Below are 23,174 nucleotides of genomic sequence, written 5' to 3' on the forward strand. Positions count from 1 at the left end.
CATGGCAAACCGGCGAACGGTTCTGCGCGGCGCAGTTGTGCTGGCCGCGCCGGCAATGCTCGCCGGTTGCCAGGGCGACCTCAACCCCGCCTTTGCGACCTGGAAGCAGGCGCGCAAGGCGGTGTTCGAGTTGCTGTTCAGCCCGCCCAAGGTGCAGGACAACGCCTGGACGCTGGCGCAGCTGCTGCAGCATCTGGCGCAAAGCATTGAGTTCTCCATCAGCGGATTCCCCGAGCTGAAACCGGCTTGGTTCCGCTCCAGCGTGGGTGCTGCGGCCTGGGCCTTGTTCAATGCCCGCGGCAAGATGTCGCACAGCTTGGATGAGCCGATTCCCGGCGCGCCGGCGCTGGACGGCGAGCGCAGCCTGAAGTCCTCGGTGCAGCGCCTGCTTGATGCGATGGATGCGTTCGCGGCGCACAAGGGCCCATTGGCACCGCATTTCGCCTATGGTCCGCTGAGTCGCGAAGAATATGAGCGGGCACACCTGATGCATCTGGCCAATCACTGGCAACAACTTGTCCGCGCCGCTTGAATTGCTGCGTCACAATCCCACGAAATTTGGAGACTGCCCCATGAGCATCAAAACCGCCATCGTCAACGGTGTGGCCACGATCGAGATCGCCCGCCCCGAAAAGAAAAACGCCCTGACCCGCGTGATGTACCAGGAGATGGCCGATGCGCTGATCGCTGCCAACACCGACAAGACGGTGCGCGCGGTCTTGATCCAGGGTCAGCCCACGGTCTTCACCTCCGGCAATGACATCGAAGACTTCATGAGCAGCCCGCCGCGCGATGAAGACGCGCCGGTGTTTCAGTTCATGCGCGCGCTGCTGGGTTGCGAGAAGCCAGTGATTGCGGCCGTCAACGGCGCGGCGATTGGCATCGGCACCACCATGCTCTTGCATTGCGACTTTGTTTATGTGGCCGACGATTCGCGCCTGGCCATGCCTTTTGTGGGCTTGGGCCTGGTGCCCGAGTTCGGCTCCAGCCTGATCGTGCCCAGCTTGATGGGTCACGCCAAGGCGGCCGAAAAGTTATTGCTCGGTGACCCCTTCACCGGCGCCGACGCCGTGGAATGCGGCATCGCCAATGGCGTTCTGGCAGCCGGCGAAGTGGTGGCTTATGCACGCCGCGTGGCCGAGCGCTTCAATGCCTTGGCACCGAGTGCTGTGCGCGAAAGCAAGCGCCTGATGCGCCGCCACAGCGCCGCGCAGGTGATCGAAACGATCAAGGTCGAGGCCGAGATTTTTGGCGCCCGCCTGCGTTCACCCGAGGCGATGGAGGCGTTTCAGGCCTTCTTCCAGAAGCGCCAGCCGGACTTCACGAAGTTTGATTGAACTGACGCGGCTTGCCCGTGTTGTCGATCGCAACAAAGGTCAGCTGCGCCTCGGTCACCTTGACCACTTCTGGATTCGCCGGGTTGCGCTCGGCCATCACCTCGACCTGCACGGTGATCGAGGTGCGCCCGACGCGCACGATTTGTGAATAGAAGGACAGCAAGTCGCCGATCGACACCGGCTGCTTGAACAAGAACTCCTTCACCGCCACGGTCGCTACGCGCCCTTTGGACAGTCGGGCCGGTAAGACCGAGCCGGCGATGTCCACCTGCGCCATGATCCAGCCGCCAAAAACATCGCCGTTGTGATTGGCGTCGGCCGGCATGGGCATCACGCGCAAGACCAATTCACGCGGGTAGGGGCTTGTTGCCTCGGGGCTTGCTGGGGTGCTCGTATCGGTCATGGTGGTTCCTGAGAGAATTGCCTTGCCATTCTCGGCCACAGCTCAAGAATTAAAACAACACATGCGAAGTAGCCCTGCACTTCCTCCCCATTCAGACGGCAACACCGCTGCGCTGCCAGCGGCCCCGCGCAGCGACTGGGCCACGATCAACAAGCTCTTGCCCTATTTGTGGCGCTATCGCTGGCGCGTCGGTTTTGCGCTGAGCTTTATGCTGTTTGCCAAGCTGAGCAATGTGGCCGTGCCGCTGCTCTTGAAGTCGCTGGTCGATAACCTGGCCATCAAACCTGGCTCGGCCGCCAGTGTTGCGGTGGTGCCCTTGGGCCTGCTGGTAGCTTATGGCGCGCTGCGCTTGATGACTTCGCTGTTCACCGAGCTGCGCGAGCTGATCTTCGCCAAGGCGACGGAAGGCACGGCGCGCAGCATCTCCTTGCAAGTATTCCGTCATTTGCACGCACTCAGTCTGCGCTTCCACCTGGAGCGCCAGACCGGCGGCATGACGCGCGACATCGAGCGTGGTACCCGCGCCGTGCATTCGCTGATCTCCTATTCGCTCTACAGCATCGTGCCCACGCTGATCGAGGTGACGCTGGTGCTGACGCTGCTGGCGGTCAAGTTCGACGCTTGGTTCGCCTACATCACGCTGGCTGCTTTGGCGCTCTACATCAGCTTCACCATCATCGTGACCGAGTGGCGCACCAAGTTTCGCAAGCAGCTCAATGAGCTGGACTCGGTCGCACACAGCCGGGCGATCGACGCCTTGCTGAATTACGAGACGGTCAAATACTTCAATAACGAAGACTTCGAAACAAGCCGCTATGACGAAAGCCTGGAGAAGCTGCGCCGCGCGCAGCTGAAAGCACAGTCGACGCTGTCCTTGCTGAACACCGGCCAGCAACTGATCATCGCCACCGCCTTGGTTTTGATGCTGTGGCGTGCCACGGTCGGCGTGGTGTCCGGCACGATGAGCCTGGGTGACTTGGTGATGGTCAATGCTTTCATGATCCAGCTCTACATTCCGTTGAATTTCCTCGGCGTGATCTACCGCGAGATCAAGCAGAGCCTGACCGACTTGGACAAGATGTTTGGCCTCTTGGAGCGCGAGCGTGAAGTTGCCGATGTGCCTGGGGCTGCGGAGTTAGCCGTCAGTGGTGCGGCGGTGCGTTTCGAGTCGGTCAGCTTTTCTTATGACAAGGCGCGGCCGATTCTGCATGACGTCAGCTTCGAGATTCCGGCCGGTAAGAAGGTCGCCGTGGTGGGGCCGAGCGGCTCGGGCAAGAGTACGCTGGCTCGCCTGCTTTATCGCTTCTACGATATTGACGCCGGCCGCATCACCATCGACGGGCAAGAGTTGCGCAAGGTGACCCAAAGCAGCTTGCGCCGCTCGATTGGCATCGTGCCGCAGGACACGGTCTTGTTCAATGACACGGTGGCTTACAACATCGCTTACGGCCGGCCCGGTGCGAGCCAAGCGGAGGTCGAGGCGGCGGCGCGTGCAGCGCATATCCACAACTTCATCAGTTCCATGCCCAATGGCTATGCCACCATGGTGGGTGAGCGTGGGCTCAAGCTCAGCGGCGGCGAGAAGCAACGCGTCGCGATCGCCCGCACGCTGCTGAAGAACCCGCCGCTGCTGATCTTTGACGAGGCCACCTCGGCCTTGGATTCAAGCAACGAGCGCGCCATTCAAGCGGAGTTGGAAGCGGCAGCGCAAGACAAGACCGTGCTGGTGATCGCGCACCGCCTGTCCACGGTGGTCGATGCGCATGAAATTCTGGTCCTGGAGGCGGGGCGCATTGTCGAGCGCGGCCATCATGAAGCATTGCTGGCGCAGCAAGGCACTTACGCCCGGATGTGGCGCTTGCAGCAAAGCGGCGGTGAGCAGGTGGTGGCTGCGCCGCCTGCCGGGCAGGCCGAATAGGCCAGATACACTGAGCACGTGGAAACCAAATGGCTTGAAGATTTCGTCAGCTTGGCCGAGACGCGCAGCTTTTCGCGCTCCGCCCAAGTTCGGCATGTGACCCAACCGGCGTTCTCGCGCCGTATCCAGGCGCTGGAGGCTTGGGCGGGGGTGGACCTGGTGGATCGCTCCTCCTACCCAACGCGTTTGACTGGGGCCGGTGAGACCCTGCTCGGCCAAGCGGTTGAGATCCTGAGCAATCTGCAGGCGACGCGCAATATGCTGCGCAGCCATCAGTCGGCCGGTCAGGACATGATCGAGTTTGCCGTGCCGCATTCGCTTGCCTTCAGCTTCTTCCCGCATTGGCTGATGGACCTGCGCCAGCGTTTCGGGGCGCTCAAATGCCGGCTCAACGCGCTCAATGTGCATGACGCGATGCTGCAGCTGAGCGAGGGTAATTGCGATCTCTTGATCGTCTATCACCACGCCAGCCAGCCCTTGCAACTGGACCCTGAGCGTTATCAGATGGCCTCGCTGGGGCAAGAGACGCTGGCCGCCTATGCCAAGGCCGATGCCAATGGCGAGCCGATGTTTCGCCTGCCCGGCCGGCCCGGGCAGAAGATTCCTTTCCTCAGCTATGCCTCGGGCGCTTACCTGGGGCGCTTGGTCGAGTTGATCGCCAAGGCTTCGACCGTGCCGCTCAACCTTGATGCCATTTACGAAACCGATATGGCCGAGGGGCTGAAGGCGATGGCGCTGGAAGGGCATGGCCTGACCTTTTTGCCTGCCAGTTCGGTCAAAAAGGAGCTGGCCGCCAAGAATCTGGTGCGGGCTGCCGCTGCTGGGGAGTTTGAGCTGACCATGGAGTTGCGCATCTACCGTGAGCGTCCCGAGCTCACCCGGCGCAGCAAGCCAGCAGCTCAGGCCTTGTGGAAATTTTTGACCGAATAGTGCGTCAGGCGTACATGCGTGAAAACACGTATTCGACACAGGTCTCACCGGGGCGGCCTAGCCCCTAAGATGAGGCCTGAGATTTACATTGAATCCTTCATTCATTCCGGAGTGTTTATGACCAAGAAGACATTGCTCGTCCTGGCCCTGGCTGCCGTCGCAGGCATGGCCCAGGCTGAAGATACCTTGAAGAAAATCAAGGACAGCGGCAGCGTCACCATGGGTGTGCGTGAGTCCTCGGGTGCTTTGTCATACACCTTGGGTGATGGCAAGTTCGTTGGCTACCACGTTGAGATCTGCGAGAACGTGTTGCGCGATGTCCGCAAGCAATTGGGCATGAGCGCGATGGCCGTTAAGTACCAGCCGGTGACTTCGCAAAACCGCATCCCTTTGGTCCAGAACGGCACCGTCGATATCGAGTGCGGTTCCACCACCAATAACGCGACACGGCAAAAAGATGTGGCCTTCGCGGTCACAACCTTTGTCGAGGAGGTTCGTATCCTCGTGAAGGCCAACTCCGGTATCACCGCGATTGCGCAACTGAACGGCCGCAATGTTGCGACGACAACCGGGACCACCTCGGTGCAGACGCTGCGCAAGAATGAGCGCGCCACCGGCGTTGACTTCAAGGAAGTCTTCGGCAAGGACCATGCAGACAGCTTCTTGCTGCTGGAGTCGGGCCGCGCCGATGCCTTCGTGATGGACGGCGCAATTTTGGCTGGCCTGGTGGCCAAGTCCAAGGCACCAGCTGACTTCAAAGTGGTCGGAGAAGTGCTCTCGGTCGAGCCCATCGCCATCATGATCCGTAGGGATGACCCGGCCTTCAAGAAGGCGGTGGATGACAGCATCAAGGCGCAGATGAAGTCCGGTGACATCGCCAAGACTTGGAGCAAATGGTTCGAGCAGCCGATTCCTCCGACCAACACCAAGGTCGGCATGGCTCCCAACGAAAACACCAAGCACGCTTGGGCGAACCCGAACGACAAGCCGGCCGAGGACTACGCCAAGAAGTAAGTCGTTAGCGCTTTAGTACGCTGACCACAAGCAAAAAAAGGCCGCCCGGCAAGCGCTCGGGCGGCCTTGTGTTTTATTCGACAGGAGAGCTGCCTTGGCAACTTGGGATTGGCAGGTGTTCTGCAGGGACACCATAGATCAGCAGGATGTGCCGCGCTGCTTTGGCAGTGGCGGCGCAATCACCTATCTGGATTGGATGATGTCGGCCTGGGGATGGACCTTGTCGGTGTCAGGTTTGGCGTTGATTTTGGCGCTCTTTTTTGGCGTGCTGATGGGCATTCTGCGCACCACGCCAAACAAGCGGCTTGTCTTGCTGGGTGACGCATGGACCGAGTTGTTTCGCAACATCCCGGTGCTGGTGCAGGTCTTTCTTTGGTACTTCGTCGTGCCCGAGTTGCTGCCGGTGATGAAGCAGATCCCAAGTTTTTTGTTGGTGGTGTTGGGCCTGGGGTTTTTTACCTCGGCGCGCATCTCCGAGCAGGTCAAGGCCGGCATTCAAAGCCTGCCCAAGGGCCAAACCTACGCTGGTTTGGCGGTCGGCATGACGCTGCCGCAAACCTACCGTTATGTTTTGCTGCCGGTGGCCCTGCGCATCGTGATCCCACCGCTGACCAGTGAAGCCATGGGCATCGTCAAGAACTCGGCGGTTGCGTTTGCTGTGTCGGTGCCCGAGCTGATCATGTTTGCCCGCCAGGCGCAGGAGGAAACCTCCAAAGGCATCGAGATCTACCTGGCGGTGACGGGGCTGTACTTCGTCTCGTCGATAGCGATCTTTGCGATCGCCCGCTTTATTGAGCTGCGTGCGCGCGTGCCCGGCATGGTGGGGAGCAGCCAATAATGAATCTCGACTTTGCTTTTCTCTCTTGGGGCGTGGTCGGCAGCTATGTGCTGCAAGGCCTCTATTTCTCGATTCAGTTGACCTTGATCGCAATGGTTGGCGGGATTGCTTTGGGCACCGTCTTGGCTTTGATGCGTTTGTCCGGCAAGCCAATGCTGGCGGTGCCGGCGGCCGCTTATATCAACACCATGCGCAGCATTCCGTTGGTGATGGTGATTCTGTGGTTCTTCCTGCTGATCCCATTTTTGATCGGCCGTCCGCTCGGCGCCGAAATCTCGGCCATCGTGACCTTCACGCTGTTCGAGGCTGCTTATTACGCCGAGATCATGCGGGCCGGTATTCAGAGCGTACCGAAGGGCCAAACCTACGCCGGCTACGCAGTTGGCATGAGTTATGGGCAGACGATGCAGTTGGTGGTCTTGCCGCAGGCTTTCCGCAATATGTTGCCGGTGCTGCTCACGCAGACCATCATCTTGTTCCAGGATACCTCGCTGGTTTATGCCATCGGTGCTTATGACTTGCTGAAGGGTTTTGAGACGGCGGGGCGCAACTTCAACCGTCCGATTGAGACCTATCTGGTCGCCGCCGCTGTTTACTTCGCCATCTGCTTTGGCATGTCGATGCTGGTGCGCCGACTGCAAAAGAAAATTGCCATCATCCGCTGATGCTGGAGAGGAGATTTTTCAAATGATCGATATCAAGAACGTCAACAAGTGGTACGGCAACTTTCAAGTGCTGACCGACTGCACGACCAGCATCAAAAAGGGTGAAGTCGTGGTGGTGTGCGGGCCGTCCGGCTCGGGCAAGTCCACGCTGATCAAGACCGTCAATGCCCTGGAGCCATTCCAGAAGGGCGACATCATTGTTGACGGCATCTCGCTGGCCGACCCCAAGACCAACTTGCCCAAGCTGCGTTCGCGCGTTGGCATGGTGTTTCAGCATTTCGAGTTGTTCCCGCACCTGAGCGTGACCGAGAACCTGACGATTGCGCAGATCAAGGTCTTGGGCCGCACGCCCGATGAGGCCAAGGTGCGCGGTCTGAAGATGCTCGACCGAGTGGGCCTGTCGGCGCACAAGGACAAGTTCCCGGGGCAGCTCTCCGGCGGCCAGCAGCAGCGCGTCGCGATTGCGCGCGCGCTGTCGATGGATCCGATCGTGATGCTATTCGACGAGCCGACTTCGGCGCTTGATCCCGAGATGGTCGGCGAGGTGCTGGATGTGATGGTCAAGCTGGCCGAAGAGGGCATGACCATGATGTGCGTGACCCATGAAATGGGCTTCGCCAAGAAGGTCAGCCACCGGGTCATCTTCATGGATGCCGGCAAGATCGTCGAGGACTGCAAGCGTGAAGAGTTCTTCGGCCATCCCGAGCAGCGCTCGGCACGGGCGCGGGAGTTCTTGGACAAGATCTTGCAGCATTGAAGTCAGCGGCGCAGGTTCTGCTTGGTCGCTTGCGCTCAGCAGGGGTGCTTCTATACATGGGTGCGAAGTTCATAGACTGCGCCTTGCAACCCATCTCGCGATCAGAACGAATCGGTATCGCCCCGAGTTGTGAAGAGCTTTACTAGACCTTGTAGACCCCGCAGCCGATCAGCAAATCGCCCGGCAAGCCTTGAACGAATGACATCTTCTCGTTGACCGCGCCGGAAGCGGGGTTGACGGTTTGGTAATCGACCCAGCCGCCGCCCTGATCGACGCAGTCAAAGCCGTCTTTCAGCAAACGCTGCCACTGCAAGCCTTGGACTTCGCGCAAATGCTTGCCCGTTAGCGCTGGGTTGGGACCGAAGGCGGTGAACAGGCCCTGACGGTTGAATACAAAGATATACATATCGCGATCGAAGAACTCGCTGTTGCGGTCTAAGAAGCTGTTCACCGCCTTGCTCATGCCGGCGCGCTTGATCAGCGCGCAGGCCTTGTCGACCAGGGCTCTCGCTTCATCGGCGGCGCCCTGGCGCAAGCGAATGGTGCGCACCGCGCTGGTGAGCAGGGCCGTTCTTTGTTCCAGTTCGCGGGCTGCATGTGCAGAAGCGCCGACCATCTCGGCATTGCGCTGCGTCAAGGCGTCGGCCGCGTTCACCGCGCTGGCGATCTGAGCCAATTCCTTGCATTGCTCCTCGCTGCCCCCAGAAATGTTTTCAACCTGCTGCGCCAGTTCACGCACGCCCAGCACGATCTCGCCAAGCGCCTGCCCAACTTGCTCAATCCGCTTCACACCGGTCTCGACCTGTTCGGCCGATTGCGCAATCAGCTTCTTGACCTCGGCCGCCGAAGCCGCGCTGCGCTGCGCTAGATTTCGCACCTCGCTGGCCACCACGGCAAATCCGCGCCCTTGCTCGCCAGCCCTGGCCGCCTCGACCGCAGCGTTCAGGGCCAGGATATTGGTTTGGAAAGCGATGCTGTCGATCACGGCGATGATTTCGCTCATCTCGCGCGAGCTGCCTTCGATCTTGCGCACCTGGGAGACGGCATCTTGCATCAACGATTCCCCCGATTCGGCTACCCGGCGCATAGCGGTGGAGACCTTGTTGGCTTCGCGGGCCGACTCGGCATTTCGCTCCAAAAGACCGCCCAGATGCTCCATCTGTGCCGCGGCTTGCGATAGATTTTTGGCCTGTTGATCGGTGCGTTCGGCCAGATCGCGAGTGCCCCGGGCCAACTCGGAGCCGGCCATGGCGGCGATGCTGGCGTTGCTGCGAATCTGCGCCACTCGACTCGACAAGGAGGTGCACATCGCGTTGAAGCGCGCGCTCAGTCCGGGTAGATGCGCGGGGGCATTGTGGGACAGGTCCCCGCGCTCGGCGGCAGCCAGGCCTTGGCTCAGGGCCTGGTCTTCGGAGCCAGCTCGGGCAGCGCCAAGCATCCAACTCAGCCAAGCAGGGCGGGCATTCGATTTTCGACGGGCTTGCTTCGATTGTTCGGACATGGCGGTGGACCTGGATTTCTTCTGCTTTCTGAGGCGGAGGCGCTCAAGCCGGCACGAAAGCGCTTGTGTCTTTCGCATAGGCTCGAAGGCCGGGCACGCAGCTACTGACTGCGGCACACGAGCATCGCCCACCTTAGCAAAGCCGCAGCCGGGCTCGTACCTGAAAAACGGCGCAAATCCCTTGCAAATCTGCGGCCCGGCCGCACCAACTTTCCTCCAAAGGTCGATGAGCCAAGTTTTGACCCAGCGCATCATGGAGTTTTGGGACAATCCCCCCATGGCCCAAATCCCTACCCCTACCGCCGCTCCCCAGGAGCTCAGTCTCACCCGCCCCGACGACTGGCATTTGCATGTGCGCGACGAAGGCGCGATGCAGAGCGTGATTCCGTTCACGGCACGCCAGTTCGCCCGCGCCATCATCATGCCTAACTTGCGGCCTCCTGTGACCAGCGCTGCGCAGGCGGTGGCCTACCGCGAGCGCATCTTGGCGGCAGTGCCAGCCGGCATGAGCTTTCAGCCCCTGATGACGCTGTACCTGACCGACGTGACGCCGGTCGACGAGATCAAGCGAGCCAAGGATGCGGGCGTGGTGGCACTCAAGCTCTATCCAGCCGGCGCCACCACCAATAGCGATGCCGGCGTGACCGATATCCGCAAGACCTACAAGACGCTGGAAGCGATGCAGCGCGAAGGCCTCTTGCTGCTGGTGCACGGCGAGGTGACCGACGCCGACATCGATGTGTTCGACCGTGAGGCCGTTTTTATCGACCGCGTAATGCTGCCCTTGCGCCGCGATATGCCGGAGCTCAAGGTCGTTTTTGAGCACATCACGACCAAGGAGGCGGCCGACTATGTGGCCGGCGCCGATGCCTTCACCGCCGCGACCCTGACGCCGCAACACCTGCTCTACAACCGCAACGCCATCTTCACCGGCGGCCTGCGCCCGCATTACTACTGCCTGCCGGTGCTTAAGCGCGAGGTCCACCGCCAAGCACTGATCAAGGCGGCCACCTCGGGCAGCCCCAAGTTCTTCCTCGGCACCGATAGCGCGCCGCATGCTTCGCAGATGAAAGAGAACTCGGTTTGCGGCGCTGGCTGCTTCACGGCCGCCTCGGCGATGGAGTTGTATGCCGAGGCTTTTGAGGCGATGGGCGCCTTGGACAAGCTCGAAGCCTTCGCCAGCTTCAACGGCGCCGATTTTTACGGTCTGCCGCGCAACACCCAGCGCGTGACGCTGCGCAAGCAAGACTGGACGCTGCCCAGCGCCGTGCCCTTTGGCGAGGCGCAGCTGAAGCCTTTGCGTGGCGGCGAGACGCTGAGCTGGAAGCTGCTCTGAACCCAAGCCTGGACTGGAGCGCCGCCTGGCTGGCGCCCTATCGCCAAACGGGCGAGGCCTTGTCGGCAGACATGGCGGCAGGCGCATCGGTTGCCGATGCGCTGAACAAGCAGTTGCAAGGCCGGCCGATTCGTTTGGCCCATGGTGATCTGCGTTTCGTGCAGCAGTCCGAACTGCCCGAGGGCGAGGCCTACGAGGCCTTTATTCATCGCAGCGCCCGCGTGCCCACGCGCGAGAACCAGCATGACTTGCTCAATGGCCTGATCTGGCTGCATTGGCCCTTGCTCAAGGCGGGCTTGAATGCCGCCCATATCGATGCGCTGAAGCGCAGCGGCGGTGTGCAGGCGCAACGCGGACCCTTGCGCGATGCCTTGACGGTGGTGGACGAGAATGCCGCGCTGATGTGGGCACCGCCCGAGCTGTGCGAGGCCTTGGAGCAGCGCGATTGGCCGGGACTGTTCATTCGGCTGCGGCCCTTGTGGACGCAGGTGAGGCTAGATTTGATCGGCCACGCCTTGCTGGAGAAGTTGATGCAACCGCGCAAGCCGATTTGCGCCCATGTTCTGTTGATGCCTATGGGCAGCGTGTCTACCCAGCAGGATGCCGCGCTCGACCCCGCGTGGTTGGCAAGCAAGCCTTTTTTGCCGCTGCCGGTCCTGGGCGTGCCGGGCTGGTGGGCCGCCAATGAAGCCGAGAGCTTCTATGCAGACACCGGTGTTTTTCGCCCGGCAGCGCGCGCGCAAACCGGCTAGCATCGCGCACAGATGAAATGAGGGGGATGAACTTGCTGACAATGTTTGCCGCTTCGGGCGCGCGGCCAAGCTTGCGCTTCGGGCTCTTGGCCTGGCTGCTCTTGGCCGTGGCCACCGGGGCGCAGGCACAACAGGACCCTGGGCCTAAACCGCTAGCAGCGCCAGCAGCGGCAGCCGTGGCCGCCCCCGCCGCATCAGCGCCGGCAGCCGTGGTTTCGGCCAGCGCGCGGCGGATTTATGAAGATGCCCGGGCGCAGCTGTTGCAGATCCGCACGCTGCTCAAGACGCAGAACAGCCAGGCCTCGGTCGGCTCCGGGTTTTTGGTCAGTGCCGACGGTCATGTGTTGAGCAACTACCACGTCATCAGCCAGTTCGCGCTGGAACCCGAGCGCTACCGCCTGCGATTTGCCAGCACCGATGGGCAAGAGGGGGCGCTGGAGTTGCTCGACTTTGATGTGCGCCGCGATCTGGCTTTGTTGCGCGTGGTGCCGGGCAGCCTGGGCGGCTTGGACCATGGCTTGACCGGGCGCGGCGCCTTGACCTTTCGCCCGGCTGCCATGCCGCTGGCCAAGGGAGAGCGCATCTACTCGATGGGTAACCCGCATGACATTGCTTTTGCCGTTGTCGAGGGTAATTACAACGGCTTGGTCGAACGCAGCTTTGACCCGCTGATTTACTTTTCCGGCGGCATCAATCCCGGCATGAGTGGTGGGCCGGTGGTGGACGAAGAGGGTCGCGTGGTCGGCGTCAATGTGTCGGTGATGTCGTTTGCGCAGCAGATGAGCTTTCTGGTGCCAGGGCAATATGCCCAAGCCTTGCTGGAGCGCGGCCGCAAGGCCAAGCCGGTCACGGCGCCGGCTTGGCCGCGCTTGCGCGAGCAACTGATGGTGTTTCAAGATGAGTTGACGCAGCGCTTTTTGGCTCAGCCCTGGGCCAGCGCCGGCCATGCGCATTACCAGTTACCTGTGCCGCAGGAGCAGTTCATGCGCTGCTGGGGGAGGGGCACGCCGGCCGACACCAAGGGGCTGGAGTTCCAGCGCTCGCAATGCCGGATGGAGCATGCGGTGTTCGTCAATGATGCGATACAGACCGGCTACCTGTCCATGTCTCACGAAGCCTATGACGGCGCCAAGCTCGGCGCGATCCGCTTCGCCAAGCAGTATTCGGGGAGTTTTCGCAATGAGCGCCTGGGCCGCGAGGACAAGTTCCGCACCGCGCCTTTTTGCAAAGAGGAGTTCATAGAGGGTGGAGCCCCCAGACCCGACGCTGTGCGCCAGGCCCCCCGAGGGGGTGCGGAGAGCTCGGGGGCGGCCCTTCGCTCTCCTGGAGACGGCCTCCCCCTGCGCGCGGTCGTCTGCCTGCGCGCCTACCGCAAGCTGGCCGGCCTGCATGACTTGAGCGTGTTGGTCACCACGGTCGACGGGGCCACCGAGGGCGCGCTGGGCCGCTTTGACGCCCGCGGTGTCAGCTTTGACAACGCCTTGAAATTGAGCGCGCATTACCTGGAGGGCTTCGCGTGGATCAGCAAGAACAAGAACAAAGAATCGCGAGAATTGCGGTAATCGAAGTCCTTGGGCGCGACGGCCTGGTGCGCCAGGTTCAGCGCATCACGCGCTGGCCGGCTCGCATTGGCCGCTCCCCCAATTGCGAGGTGGTGCTGGATGACACCCATCTGGCCGCCGAGCACGCGCTGCTTCAATGGAACGAGGGTGGTGCAGCCAGCCTGGTGCTCATGCCGAGTTTGAACGGAGGCTGGCTGGGTGAGCGGCGCTTGCGGGCGGGTGATGCGGCAGCCCTCAAAGGCAGCGCCACCTTCCAACTCGGCGCCAGCCATCTGCGCTGGCGCAGCAATGCCGAGGCCTTGGCGCCGGAGCAGCCCATGCAGCAACACCAGCAACGCGCCGCCAAGGTGGCCGGCGCCTGGGTGCCCGCGCTGCTATTGCTGTGGCTGGCCTTGTTGTGGTTTGACCGCTGGTCCGAACTCAACCCCGGCTCACCGTGGGTTGACTACAGCAGCGCCGTCCTTGGGCCCTTGGTGGTGATCTTGGGCTGGGCTGCGCTATGGTCCTTGGTGACGCAGTTATTCCAGCATCGCTTTCCTTTTTTCACCCATTTGCGCCGGGCCTTGATCGTCGTGACCGGCTTGCACTTGATCGGCATTGCAATGCCGCTGCTGGCTTTTGCGCTGTCCTGGCCGCGCTTGATGGTCCTGGATGCGGTGGTCTTCCCGGCCGGCTTGGCGGCGCTGCTGTGGTGGCATGCCAGCCTGGTGTGGCCGCGTGCACGGCGCTGGTTGGCGCTCGCGGCGCTGTCGGGCTTGGCGACCTTGCTCGTGCTGACCGTGGCGCCCCGCCAGGAGCAGCAGTACTGGTTGGGCCCGGCCTATCTCAGCGCCTTGCCGCCACCTGCGTTGCGCCTCGTGGAGCCCAAGCAGCCGCAAGACTTGATCGAGGCCCTGCGCCCTCTTGAGGCCGAGTTGGCGCGCCAAGCCAACAAGGACAACGAGTCGCCCAGCACGGAAGGTGGGGGCGAGGAATAGGCCGCAAGCTTGGTGTCTAAGGGCGGCGAAAGCCGCCCTCAGCGAGACTGTCGGCGGCGTACTTCAGCCGCGTTGAAACAGGCGCACGCCAGGTTGCGGGATAAATTCTGCGGGCACCGCACCGCGAAGCTGGGCCGTGCCGGCGTATCGGTCCAGGATGCTGGTCTTGATATAAGGAAAGCCGCTTTCAATGAGTTTGTCCCACCTGAGAATGGTGTCGTCCGAACTGTGCCGGTCATTTGACAAGGGTGGGAACAAGGCCATGCAGCTCAGGCCATGCTGCTTCAATGTCCCCGTCAGGCGGGTTTCGTAGACATCGATGACCTGGGATTTGCAGGGCAGGCTGAGCATCCGACTGAACACTCGTTGGGTCACCGGGTTCCTCAGTGCACTTGCGTTCAGAACGAGAAAATAGCTCTGCAAATGATGCTGTGGAGCCTGAACCTCGGTAAGCCCCAGTACATCTGCATCAGAGCCACGTGCACGCGCCATCAATTGGTCAAAGTGCTTGGTGTTGAGTGGCCCGACGATGCTGTCGTTGATGAGGAACAGACGTGTCCAGTTTTGAGTGTCCTGGCATAAGGCGAACACCTGTGCCCAGGCGGCAAAGTCAAAGCCCACGTTTTCGCGCAAGTAAACGCCGCTGAGCCTTGCCAGCAACTGCTCCTCCAGCACGACATGCTCCGGCGCGAGCTCAGAATTCAAAATCAAGACGACCTTCAGCCCTGCACGCAACAGATGGTCCAGATGAACTTCAACATGGTGTTTGAGCTGCGGCTGCGTGGCATGGCTGACGAAGAAACAGACCTCGTTGCTGAGCGTGCTCGAAAGCGGCTTGAGCGCGTGCAATTGCGCTTGCGAGGCCAGTGGTGCCGAATAGGCCAAGCCTTCTATCGCGGCGTTGAATCTTCTGAGCGAGGCGCTGTGCTCGCGTCTACGCACATAGGGCAGCATGGCCTTGAAACTGCGGCGCCATTTGCGGAAGGTGTCGTTAAAGTTGCTCATACTCACTAAACCGGCAAGAAGCCCTCGATCGACAGATAGCGCTCGCCGGTGTCGTAGTTAAAGCCCAGCACCCGCGCGCCGGCGGGCAGCTCGGCCAGTTTCTTGGCGATGGCGGCCAAGGTGGCACCGCTGGAGATGCCGACCAGCAAGCCTTCTTGGGCAGCGCTGCGGCGTGCATATTCGCGCGCTTCTTCGGCCTCGACCTGAATCACCCCGTCGAGCAGGTCGGTGTGCAGATTGGTCGGGATGAAGCCGGCGCCTATGCCCTGGATTGGGTGAGGCGCAGGCGCGCCGCCGCTGATGACTGGCGAGGCGCTGGGCTCAACTGCAAACACCTTCAAGTTCGGCCAGGCTTTTTTCAGCACTTGCGCGCAGCCGGTGATGTGGCCGCCGGTGCCCACGCCGGTGATCAAGGCGTCCAGGCCTTCGGGGAAGTCGCGCAGGATTTCTTCCGCCGTGCTGCGCACGTGGACGGCGATATTGGCCGGGTTCTCGAACTGCTGCGGCATCCATGAGCCAGGGTTTTCGGCCACCAGCTCTTGGGCGCGGGCGATCGCGCCCTTCATGCCTTTTTCGCGCGGGGTCAAATCAAAGCTGGCGCCATAGGCCAGCATCAAACGGCGGCGCTCGACCGACATGCTGTCCGGCATCACCAGAATCAGCTTATAGCCCTTGACGGCTGCGACCATGGCCAGACCCACGCCGGTATTGCCCGAGGTCGGTTCGATGATGGTCGCACCCGGCTTGAGCAGGCCGCGCGCTTCGGCGTCCTCCACCATGGCCAGGGCAATACGGTCCTTGATCGAGCCGCCCGGATTGCTGCGCTCTGACTTGATCCAAACCTGCGCCTGTGCGCCGAACAGGCGCTGCATGCGGATATGCGGGGTGTTGCCGATGGTGGCGAGAACGTTATCAACTTTCATGGGATTCACTCCTTGGGGATGATGGGTCGCGGCCGAGCAAGTGCCAGCTCGGGTGTTGTTGGGTCAAGAGCTGAAACATGGCAAAGATGGGTCCTGGCATATTGCGCGGGTCGCTGGCACTTTCAAGGGCCTGCCAAGTACGCGATTGCAGGCCACCGCGGCTGCCCGGCTGCACCGGGTAAGCCATGAGCTGAGCGGCTTCAACCTGGCTCAGGCCGGCGGCCAGGCGGGCGGCCTTGAGCTCATCACCGCTGGGTGAGGGCATGTCGATATGGGTGATCTTTGGCATGGCGGGGCTTAACAAACGAAGCTCGAATCGTAGGCGATAATCCTAGTTGTGAAGCAAGCTAGACCGCCGCTGGCCCGAGCGTGGAAACATGGGGCTGGAGGAAGGTCCGGACTGCATAGAGCGGCGTAGCAGTTAACGGCTGTCCGGCGTGAGCCGAGGATCAGAGCAACAGAGACGAGTCGATCAAACGTGCCGGGTGTCAAAACTCGGCGGGACCGCAAGCGCAGCCTGCGGGATCGGGTGAAACGGGCAATCTCTACGCGCAGCAACACCAAGTAGGCCAGTATTGATGCGGCTCGCAGAGCTGGCGGGTAGGTGGCACCGAGCCGGGCAGTGATGCCCGGCCAAGAGGAATGGCGGTCACATCATCCCAGCCCGCAAGGGCATGGATGGTGCACAGAATCCGGCCTATCGGCTTGCTTCACTCTTTATTTTTGGATGGGTTCAGCAGCGACTCTATGGTCTGCTGCACAGCCAGGGCTTCGGCGTAGCCGGGCAGGCTGTGCGGGCGGCCTTCGATCATGGCCGCCCATTGATCAAGCTGGTCGATTTGGGCAAGCTGTGCCGGAATTTGAGCCTCGCAGCCGCGCTGCTCAATCTCGCTGAACCATTGCTTCAGTTCGAGCTCGCGCTCGCCTGTGCTCCATAGCATGCGGTTTTGGTCATCCATATCGTCGCCAACCTTGCCGCCTACCTTGCCGCTGATGCCTACCGCAACGCCGGCGACATCCAAGTCGGCACGCAGCTCGGTTTCGGCGCTGCGCCCGTCTTGGGGGTATGTGGCGACGCTGCTCAGTACCCTGGCCGGACCCAAGACGCGCTGCAGCACGAAGATGAAATGCGAGAGCACCTCGCGGGTGAAGCCGCCTTCTGCCCGTTCGCCCAGCCACGCGCCGGCCGCCGCCTGCCAAGGGCGCGGCCAGCGGGCAAAGCTCACTTCAAGTTCAACCCGGCGCCAGTCCTCGCGCGGCGACGCCAGCAGCAGGCCCAGGCCCTTGGAGGAGGCGAGGGCAAAGTTGACGGCAGCGCGTTGGCCCTCAAGCGCTATGCGATCGATGCATAGTCGCGCTGCGGCGAAGTCCACCGTCAGCGGCTTCTCGCAAAAAACCGCCAGCCCGGCGTCAAAGGCCAGCTCCGTCAACGCCATATGCGGGGCCGGCGGCGTCGCGATATAGAGGCTGTGCAGGCCGGGCGCGGCGATCAATTGCGCGGCGCTGGTGGCTGCCTTCAATTGCGGGTATTGCTGTAGCGTCTTCGCGAGAGCCGCCGGATTGGCGTCCCAGATGAGCGTGGGCTGCAATTGCGGGTGCGCGGCCAGGCGCGCCAACATGCGCTGCCCCATCACCCCCAGGCCAATCACGCCGACATTCAGTTGCTGATGGTTCATTGATTGTTCGCAGAGCAGGTGCTTTAGAGGGCGCCAGTTTAGGGTCGCCCTTACACTGAACAGCTGCTCAGAACATTCGCCTTAGTCGCGGCTCATCTTTTATGAATCCAGAAGCCGGTCATTTGTGGCGCGCCCCGCGTTGGGCCTTGGCTGTGTTGTTGGCCGGCTTGGGCATGATCGGGCCGTTTTCTATCGACACCTATTTGCCTGCCTTTGCCGGCATCGCGGCGGCCCTGCACGCCACGCCGGTCGAGATGCAGCAAACGCTGTCGAGCTATCTGTTCGGCTTTGCGCTGATGAATTTGTTCCACGGGGCTTTGTCCGACAGCTTCGGGCGCCGCCCGGTGGTGCTCTGGGGCATGGCGGTGTTTACGTTGGCTTCGGTCGGCTGCGCCTTGTCGGGCAGCATCGGGCAGTTGGTGTTCTGGCGCACGGTGCAGGGCATGTCGGCGGGTGCAGGCATGGTGGTGTCGCGCGCCATCATCCGCGATATGTTCCCGCCGTCCGAGGCGCAGCGGGTGATGTCGCAGGTGACGATTTTCTTCGGCGTTGCGCCGGCCATCGCGCCGATGATTGGCGGCTTTTTGTTCGTGCATACCGACTGGCACGCAATCTTCTGGTTTCTTGTCTTGGTTGGGGTGATTCTGTTCGTCGCCAACTGGCGCTTGCTGCCCGAGACCTTGCATGCGGACATGGTGCAGCCCTTTCATGTGCGGCCGCTGCTGCGCGGCTACTGGCAGCTCTGCTCGAACCGGCGCTTTATCTTGCTGGCGCTGGCCAGCGGCATTCCCTTCAACGGCATGTTTCTTTATGTCTTGGCTGCGCCGGTATTCGTCGGCGAGCATTTGAAGCTGGCGCCGACGCAGTTCTTCTGGTTTTTCTGCTTCGCCATCGGCGGCATCATGGCGGGTGCATGGTTGAGCGGCCGGCTGGCCGGCAGGATCAAGCCCAAACAGCAGATCCGGCGCGGCTTCATCATCATGTTTGTGTTCTCCGCGCTCAATGTGAGCTTGAACCTGCTGTTGCCGCCGAGCCCGTTTTGGGCCTTGCCGGTGATCGGTGCCTTCTCTTTCGGCTGGTCCTTGATGGTGCCGGTGGTGACGCTGCTGGCGCTGGATGAGGTGCCCGAGCGGCGCGGTATGGCGTCGTCGCTGCAAGCCTGTATTGGCAGCGCTGCCAATGGCGTGGTGGCCGGCGTGGTGGCGCCCTTGGTGATGCATTCCACCTTGGCCTTGGCGCTGACCTCGATGGGCCTGATGAGCATAGGGCTGATGGCCTGGCTCGCCGTGAAGCGGCAGCTCAAATAGGCTTGCCGGCTCAAGTCTGAGCCAAATCGACCGATGACTAATGCCTCAGAGCGCACCGAGTTGCGGGAGCATGGCATGGCATTTAAATTCAAACAAAAGAGGGCGAGGATGCTAGCGCAAGCCGGCATCATCGCGCTGGTTTGCTGCGGCATGGGCCCGGTGCGGGCCAATGAGCCCAAGCCCAAGGCGGCGGCTTCTACTGCTGCCAAAGCGGACGGTGAAGAGTCTTTGGACGTGCTGCGCCAGCGCTTGGCCGAGCGCTTGAGCAATAAGGCGGAAGCCTCGAGCGGCGCGATGAAGGTCAAGAACGCCGGCGGCCATGATGAAGGGGGCAAGCCTTCTAAGTCAGGCTCGTCGGCCAAGGGCGCCAAGGCGGCCGAGCCAGCGGCCCATGCGGCCGCAGAGCATGTCCATTGGGGCTATACCGGCGACGGAGCGCCCGAGCGTTGGGGCGAGCTGAGCCCTGAAAACCGCCAATGTGCGATCGGCACTCGTCAAAGCCCGATCGACATCCGTGAAGGCATACGTGTCGATCTGGAGAAAATCAATTTCGATTACCGACCGAGCAATTTCGCGGTGCTGGACAACGGCCACACGATTCAAGTCAATGTCGCACCCGGCAATGCCTTGCAGGTGATGGGGCGGCGCTTCGAGTTGCTGCAGTTCCATTTCCATCGCCCCAGTGAAGAGCGCATCAACGGCCGTCAATACGATATGGTGGCCCATCTGGTGCACAAAGACCCCGATGGCAAGCTCGGCGTGGTGGCGGTCCTGCTGGAGCGCGGGCGTGACCAGGCGCTGATACAGACGATCTGGAACAACCTGCCGCTGGAAAAGGGCCAGGCCTTGGCCGCGCCCGGCCTGCTCGATCTGAACCAGCTGCTGCCCGAGGATCGCAGCTACTTCACCTATATGGGCTCATTGACCACGCCGCCTTGTTCCGAAGGCGTGCTCTGGATGGTGATGCGCAGCCCGGTGCAACTGTCGGCGAATCAAATTTCGATCTTCTCGCGCCTGTATCCGATGAATGCGCGGCCGATTCAGGCCGGCTCCGGGCGTTTGATCAAAGAGTCGTCCGGCGGGCCTTGATCGGATCCCGTCAAGGCGTGTAGCCAAAGCCGGCGTAGATCTTCTTGATCACGCCCTGCTTGTCGAGGCTGAGCAGGCCGGCATTGAGCCGTTTGACCAAGTCATCGGGCATCTGCAGATTGCAGGCCAGGTACATCTCGCTGCGTTTGAAGTTGAGCACCGGCGTGATCCCTTGAATGCCCTGCTGCTGCAGCCGGTACTGGCCGATCAAGCGGCCGGTGGCCCAGTAGTCGATGCGGCCCATCTGCAGCTTCTTGGGGTTGACCTCGTCCGAGGGGGCCACATCCACGCGGTGGCCGCGCGTTTGCAAATAGCTGACGATGGCGTCGCCTTGGTAGCTGCCTATGCGCGCATCCATCAGGTCCTCCAGCCGCGTGGGGCGCGGCTCTTGGATTTTGTCCGTGAGCGCGAACAGTGCCCAGTCGTTATAGACCAGCGGGCCTATCCATTTGTAAAGCGACTCGCGCTCCGGCGTGCGTGACATCGAATAGACGCAGGTATTGGGCTGGGCCCGCGCCATCGAAATCGCCCGCGCCCAGGGGTAGATGGTGACATCGTGCTTCAGGCCGGCCTCGGCCAGCAAGGCCTTGACGATCTGGGTCGAAATGCCGCCGACCTGACCCTTGGCCTCGCTCATGTTGTAGGGCGGGTATTCCTCGGTGACGAGGCTCAGTTGCTGAGCATTGGCGGGCGCCATCAAGCCTAAGCCCAGCAGACTCAAGGCCGTGACGATGGACTTGTACATGGCAAAGCTCCTGCTTGGCTGGCGGCGCAAATTCAGAGTGTGCGATGTTTTGCGTTGCGACTCAACCACATGTGCAAAGTGGCGAAAAGCTGCTCGGCGACCACGGGCTTGGCTACATGGTCGTTCATGCCGGCGTCCAGGCAACGCTGGCGCTCTTCGGCAAAGGCGTTGGCCGTCATGGCCAAAATCGGTGTGTGTTTGCCATGTGCGCTGCCGCGAATGGCGCGGGTGGCCGCCAAGCCGTCCATCAGCGGCATCTGCACGTCCATCAGGATCAAGGCGTAGTCGTACTCACTGGCCATGCGCAAGGCTTCTTGCCCGTCGCCGGCCACGTCAACGATCAAGCCGGCGCTGCCCAACATCGCCACCGCCACCTCTTGATTGACGGCATTGTCTTCGGCCAGCAGCACGCGCGTGCCCTTGAACTGTTGCAGCAGCTCACGCGCCGCCACGCCCCGCGAGGCCTGCGCCGGAGGGGCCAGCGAAGCCATGCTGCTCTTGTCAATCTTGAGCGTGAACCAGAAGCGGCTGCCAAGGCCAGGGCTGCTCTGTACGCCGACCTCGCCATGCATCAAGGCGGCCAAACGTCGACAAATGGCCAAGCCCAGACCGGTGCCGCCGTAACGCCGCGTGGTGGAACTGTCGGCCTGCTCGAAGTCTTGAAACAAGCGGGCCTGCGCTTCCTGGCTGATGCCGATGCCGCTGTCCTGAACCTCGAAGCGCAGCTGCAAGGCGCTGCCCAAATCGGCCTCGATGGTGGCGGCCAACTTGACGCCGCCCTTGTCGGTGAACTTGACCGCATTGCCGGCGAAGTTGAGCAAGATCTCGGTGATGCGTTGGGCATCGCCGGTCAGTATCTGGGTCGTGAGCGGCTTGTCCACCTCGACCTGCACCTGCAGGCCTTTGTCGTTGGCGCGCTGCGCCAGCATGCTGGCAACGTTGTCGAGTACCTGCGCCACATTGAAGTCGCTGTGGCCGAGTTGCATCTTGCCCGCCTCGATCTTGGAGAAGTCCAAGACGTTGTTGATGATGGCCAGCAGGTGCTCGGCCGCATCCGCCACTTTTTGCAGCCGCTGCTGTTGGGCTGGCTCGGTGCTGTCGCTTTGAACCAGGTAGGTCAGGCCGATGATGGCGTTCATCGGTGTGCGGATTTCATGACTCATATTGGCCAGGAAGGCGCTCTTGGCCAAGCTGGCCGCCTGCGCCGCCTTGGTTGCGTCAGCCAACTCTGCGGTGCGCGCTTCGACCAGCTCTTCCAGATGCAGGCGGTAGCGGACCAATTCCAGGGCATCACGCCGTTGATGCGAAATATCGGTCAAGAAGCCATGCCAGAGCACGCTGCCGCCCGGCTCCAACTGGGCGATGGCATTGCCGTAGATCCAGCGTTCGCTACCGTCGTCTTGATGGGCTCTGAACTCTTGCTGCCAGGGTGTCAAGGCGCGCGCAGAGACCAGCAGCGAGTCGCGCACCAACGCACGATCGGCTGCTGCAATTTGTTCGAACCAGGGCTCGGCGCTCAGCTCCAGCTTGGCGCCGGAGAGATTGAAATAATCCTTCACCGCCTCGCTGATATAGGCGAAGGAGAAGCGGCCGTCCGAGCCGAGTCGCAGCTGGTAGACCACGCCGGGCACCGTCTCGGCCATGCCGCGCAGCCGCTCGATCAGCGCGCGCTCGGCATCGAACTGCTGCTGCAATGCATCGCGCATATGTTCCAGATGGCCGCCGAGCAAGCCGATTTCATCCTTGCGGCCCGCAGGCAATTGGGCGCTGAAGCGGCCCTGCGCCAAGTCATTGGCAAAGCGGCCTAACTCGCGCAGGGGACGCATCAATCTGGAATTCAGCAGTGCCAGGATCAGGGCCAGGGAAGCCAGCAACTGGCCGCCTACTGTGGCGCCGTACAGCCAACGCTGACGCGTCAACGCAGCGGTGCTGAGGTGGTCATCGACCTCGATGCGCAAATGTCCAATGCGTGCCACGCCGCGAAAAATCTCGCGTTCGCCCTTGACGCTGAGGCCTTTTTGGCGCTCGGGGAAACTCATTTCGATGAAGGGCGCGCCTTGCGAGGCGTCGCGCACGGTTACTCGCACCACATCGGGTGACTTCATGACGGCAGCCACCACCTCGCGGGCGGCGACCGTGTCCAGATTCCACAGCAGCTCCGGCAGGCTGCTGACCAGCACATCGAGCTTGGCCTCCAAGTCGCGCTGCAGCGCCGCCTCTGCGGCCTGCGGCTCGCGCAGGCCAATCAACAATCCGCCGACGATCAGGGCCGGCAGCAGCAAGCCAATGCTGGCGCCGAGCGCGATCGCTACGAACAGTGAGCTGGATTTTGTTCTGCTCAAAAGGGCCTCTTCAGTCTCGTCGAACACCGTAGCCCAACTGCTCACGGTGCCTTGATTTTCAAAGCCTTGCCCGACGTTTGGTGCGCCGATATGAGCT

The 23,174-nt window shown here is 61.8% G+C and carries 22 protein-coding genes and 1 other RNA gene; 15 read left to right on the forward strand and 8 right to left on the reverse strand.

Annotated elements, in window-relative coordinates; translation table 11 throughout:
• Position 1 precedes the first annotated feature (1 nt).
• Together LNV08_RS11210 and LNV08_RS11215 are read left to right on the forward strand one after the other, a co-directional pair.
• Positions 2 to 532, forward strand: a complete 531-nt coding sequence (locus LNV08_RS11210; protein ID WP_263533782.1) for a DUF1569 domain-containing protein — start codon at positions 2 to 4, stop codon at positions 530 to 532.
• A 40-nt stretch (positions 533 to 572) separates the two neighbouring features.
• Entirely contained in the window at positions 573 to 1,337 is a 765-nt protein-coding gene (locus tag LNV08_RS11215) for an enoyl-CoA hydratase (protein WP_263533783.1), read from the forward strand.
• On the opposite strand, the gene LNV08_RS11220 is transcribed toward LNV08_RS11215, so the two are convergent.
• On the reverse strand, positions 1,321 to 1,740 hold the full coding sequence (locus tag LNV08_RS11220) for an acyl-CoA thioesterase (RefSeq protein ID WP_263533784.1): 420 nt from the start codon (positions 1,738 to 1,740) through the stop codon (positions 1,321 to 1,323). The two genes, LNV08_RS11215 and LNV08_RS11220, sit on opposite strands and share 17 nt — an antisense overlap.
• Positions 1,741 to 1,801: 61 nt before the next feature.
• Here LNV08_RS11220 and LNV08_RS11225 point away from each other — a divergent pair, with 61 nt between their 5' ends.
• The 6 genes from LNV08_RS11225 to LNV08_RS11250 all read left to right on the forward strand — a co-directional run bounded on the left by LNV08_RS11225 (position 1,802) and on the right by LNV08_RS11250 (position 7,862).
• Complete coding sequence (locus tag LNV08_RS11225) at positions 1,802 to 3,658, forward strand: ABCB family ABC transporter ATP-binding protein/permease (RefSeq protein ID WP_263533785.1); 1,857 nt, start codon at positions 1,802 to 1,804, stop codon at positions 3,656 to 3,658.
• 18 nt (positions 3,659 to 3,676) lie between these two features.
• Positions 3,677 to 4,588 (forward strand): LysR substrate-binding domain-containing protein, encoded by a 912-nt coding sequence (locus LNV08_RS11230; protein WP_263533786.1) that lies wholly within the window; start codon positions 3,677 to 3,679, stop codon positions 4,586 to 4,588.
• Between the two features lie 117 nt (positions 4,589 to 4,705).
• Complete coding sequence (locus tag LNV08_RS11235; protein ID WP_263533787.1) at positions 4,706 to 5,602, forward strand: amino acid ABC transporter substrate-binding protein; 897 nt, start codon at positions 4,706 to 4,708, stop codon at positions 5,600 to 5,602.
• Between the two features lie 94 nt (positions 5,603 to 5,696).
• Positions 5,697 to 6,440 carry an amino acid ABC transporter permease gene (locus LNV08_RS11240; RefSeq protein WP_263533788.1) on the forward strand — a complete coding sequence of 248 codons (744 nt, stop codon included), beginning with the start codon at positions 5,697 to 5,699 and terminating at the stop codon, positions 6,438 to 6,440.
• Positions 6,440 to 7,105 carry an amino acid ABC transporter permease gene (locus tag LNV08_RS11245; RefSeq protein WP_263533789.1) on the forward strand — a complete coding sequence of 222 codons (666 nt, stop codon included), beginning with the start codon at positions 6,440 to 6,442 and terminating at the stop codon, positions 7,103 to 7,105. Before LNV08_RS11240 ends, LNV08_RS11245 begins: the two co-directional genes overlap by 1 nt.
• Positions 7,106 to 7,127: 22 nt before the next feature.
• Positions 7,128 to 7,862 carry an amino acid ABC transporter ATP-binding protein gene (locus LNV08_RS11250; protein WP_263533790.1) on the forward strand — a complete coding sequence of 245 codons (735 nt, stop codon included), beginning with the start codon at positions 7,128 to 7,130 and terminating at the stop codon, positions 7,860 to 7,862.
• 142 nt (positions 7,863 to 8,004) lie between these two features.
• Here the strand turns inward: LNV08_RS11250 and LNV08_RS11255 are convergent, their stop codons facing one another.
• A complete protein-coding gene (locus tag LNV08_RS11255) occupies positions 8,005 to 9,363 on the reverse strand; it encodes a methyl-accepting chemotaxis protein (RefSeq protein ID WP_263533791.1) in 1,359 nt (452 codons plus the stop codon).
• A gap of 277 nt (positions 9,364 to 9,640) precedes the next feature.
• Here LNV08_RS11255 and pyrC point away from each other — a divergent pair, with 277 nt between their 5' ends.
• The 4 genes from pyrC (at position 9,641) to LNV08_RS11275 (ending at position 13,990) form a co-directional block, all read left to right on the forward strand.
• On the forward strand, positions 9,641 to 10,699 hold the full coding sequence (gene pyrC, locus LNV08_RS11260; RefSeq protein WP_263533792.1) for a dihydroorotase: 1,059 nt from the start codon (positions 9,641 to 9,643) through the stop codon (positions 10,697 to 10,699).
• A gap of 71 nt (positions 10,700 to 10,770) precedes the next feature.
• Positions 10,771 to 11,451, forward strand: coding sequence for a DUF3025 domain-containing protein (locus LNV08_RS11265; RefSeq protein WP_263533793.1), 681 nt, complete (start codon positions 10,771 to 10,773; stop codon positions 11,449 to 11,451).
• Between the two features lie 26 nt (positions 11,452 to 11,477).
• The gene (locus tag LNV08_RS11270; protein ID WP_263533794.1) at positions 11,478 to 13,013 is read left to right on the forward strand and encodes a S1 family peptidase; all 1,536 of its coding nucleotides are present in this window, start codon (positions 11,478 to 11,480) and stop codon (positions 13,011 to 13,013) included.
• Positions 12,968 to 13,990 carry an FHA domain-containing protein gene (locus LNV08_RS11275; protein WP_263533795.1) on the forward strand — a complete coding sequence of 341 codons (1,023 nt, stop codon included), beginning with the start codon at positions 12,968 to 12,970 and terminating at the stop codon, positions 13,988 to 13,990. Before LNV08_RS11270 ends, LNV08_RS11275 begins: the two co-directional genes overlap by 46 nt.
• A gap of 63 nt (positions 13,991 to 14,053) precedes the next feature.
• Here LNV08_RS11275 and LNV08_RS11280 read toward each other — a convergent pair whose 3' ends face one another.
• From LNV08_RS11280 to LNV08_RS11290, 3 genes are read right to left on the reverse strand one after another with little or no spacing between them, the layout of a single operon-like run.
• Complete coding sequence (locus LNV08_RS11280; protein WP_263533796.1) at positions 14,054 to 14,944, reverse strand: rhamnan synthesis F family protein; 891 nt, start codon at positions 14,942 to 14,944, stop codon at positions 14,054 to 14,056.
• A 56-nt stretch (positions 14,945 to 15,000) separates the two neighbouring features.
• Positions 15,001 to 15,918, reverse strand: a complete 918-nt coding sequence (gene cysK, locus LNV08_RS11285; RefSeq protein ID WP_263533797.1) for a cysteine synthase A — start codon at positions 15,916 to 15,918, stop codon at positions 15,001 to 15,003.
• The gene (locus tag LNV08_RS11290; protein ID WP_263533798.1) at positions 15,908 to 16,207 is read right to left on the reverse strand and encodes a helix-turn-helix domain-containing protein; all 300 of its coding nucleotides are present in this window, start codon (positions 16,205 to 16,207) and stop codon (positions 15,908 to 15,910) included. The genes cysK and LNV08_RS11290 overlap by 11 nt, the downstream gene beginning before the upstream one ends.
• Before the next feature lie 50 nt (positions 16,208 to 16,257).
• Between LNV08_RS11290 and rnpB the strand changes: the two genes are divergently transcribed.
• An RNA gene (gene rnpB / locus LNV08_RS11295) (RNase P RNA component class A) lies at positions 16,258 to 16,634 on the forward strand.
• Here rnpB and LNV08_RS11300 read toward each other — a convergent pair.
• A complete protein-coding gene (locus LNV08_RS11300) occupies positions 16,629 to 17,594 on the reverse strand; it encodes a Gfo/Idh/MocA family protein (protein WP_263533799.1) in 966 nt (321 codons plus the stop codon). The two genes, rnpB and LNV08_RS11300, sit on opposite strands and share 6 nt — an antisense overlap.
• A 101-nt stretch (positions 17,595 to 17,695) precedes the next feature.
• Between LNV08_RS11300 and LNV08_RS11305 the strand changes: the two genes are divergently transcribed.
• Both LNV08_RS11305 and LNV08_RS11310 read left to right on the forward strand, forming a co-directional pair.
• Positions 17,696 to 18,901, forward strand: a complete 1,206-nt coding sequence (locus tag LNV08_RS11305; protein WP_263533800.1) for a multidrug effflux MFS transporter — start codon at positions 17,696 to 17,698, stop codon at positions 18,899 to 18,901.
• A gap of 108 nt (positions 18,902 to 19,009) precedes the next feature.
• Positions 19,010 to 19,990, forward strand: a complete 981-nt coding sequence (locus tag LNV08_RS11310; RefSeq protein WP_263533801.1) for a carbonic anhydrase — start codon at positions 19,010 to 19,012, stop codon at positions 19,988 to 19,990.
• Positions 19,991 to 20,000: 10 nt separating this feature from the next.
• On the opposite strand, the gene LNV08_RS11315 is transcribed toward LNV08_RS11310, so the two are convergent.
• Positions 20,001 to 20,735 carry a substrate-binding periplasmic protein gene (locus LNV08_RS11315; RefSeq protein ID WP_263533802.1) on the reverse strand — a complete coding sequence of 245 codons (735 nt, stop codon included), beginning with the start codon at positions 20,733 to 20,735 and terminating at the stop codon, positions 20,001 to 20,003.
• Between the two features lie 32 nt (positions 20,736 to 20,767).
• Entirely contained in the window at positions 20,768 to 23,077 is a 2,310-nt protein-coding gene (locus LNV08_RS11320) for an ATP-binding protein (protein WP_263533803.1), read from the reverse strand.
• Positions 23,078 to 23,174 lie beyond the last annotated feature (97 nt).

The sequence above is a fragment of the Paucibacter sp. TC2R-5 genome (assembly GCF_025717605.1).
Lineage (GTDB): Bacteria > Pseudomonadota > Gammaproteobacteria > Burkholderiales > Burkholderiaceae_C > Paucibacter_A > Paucibacter_A albus.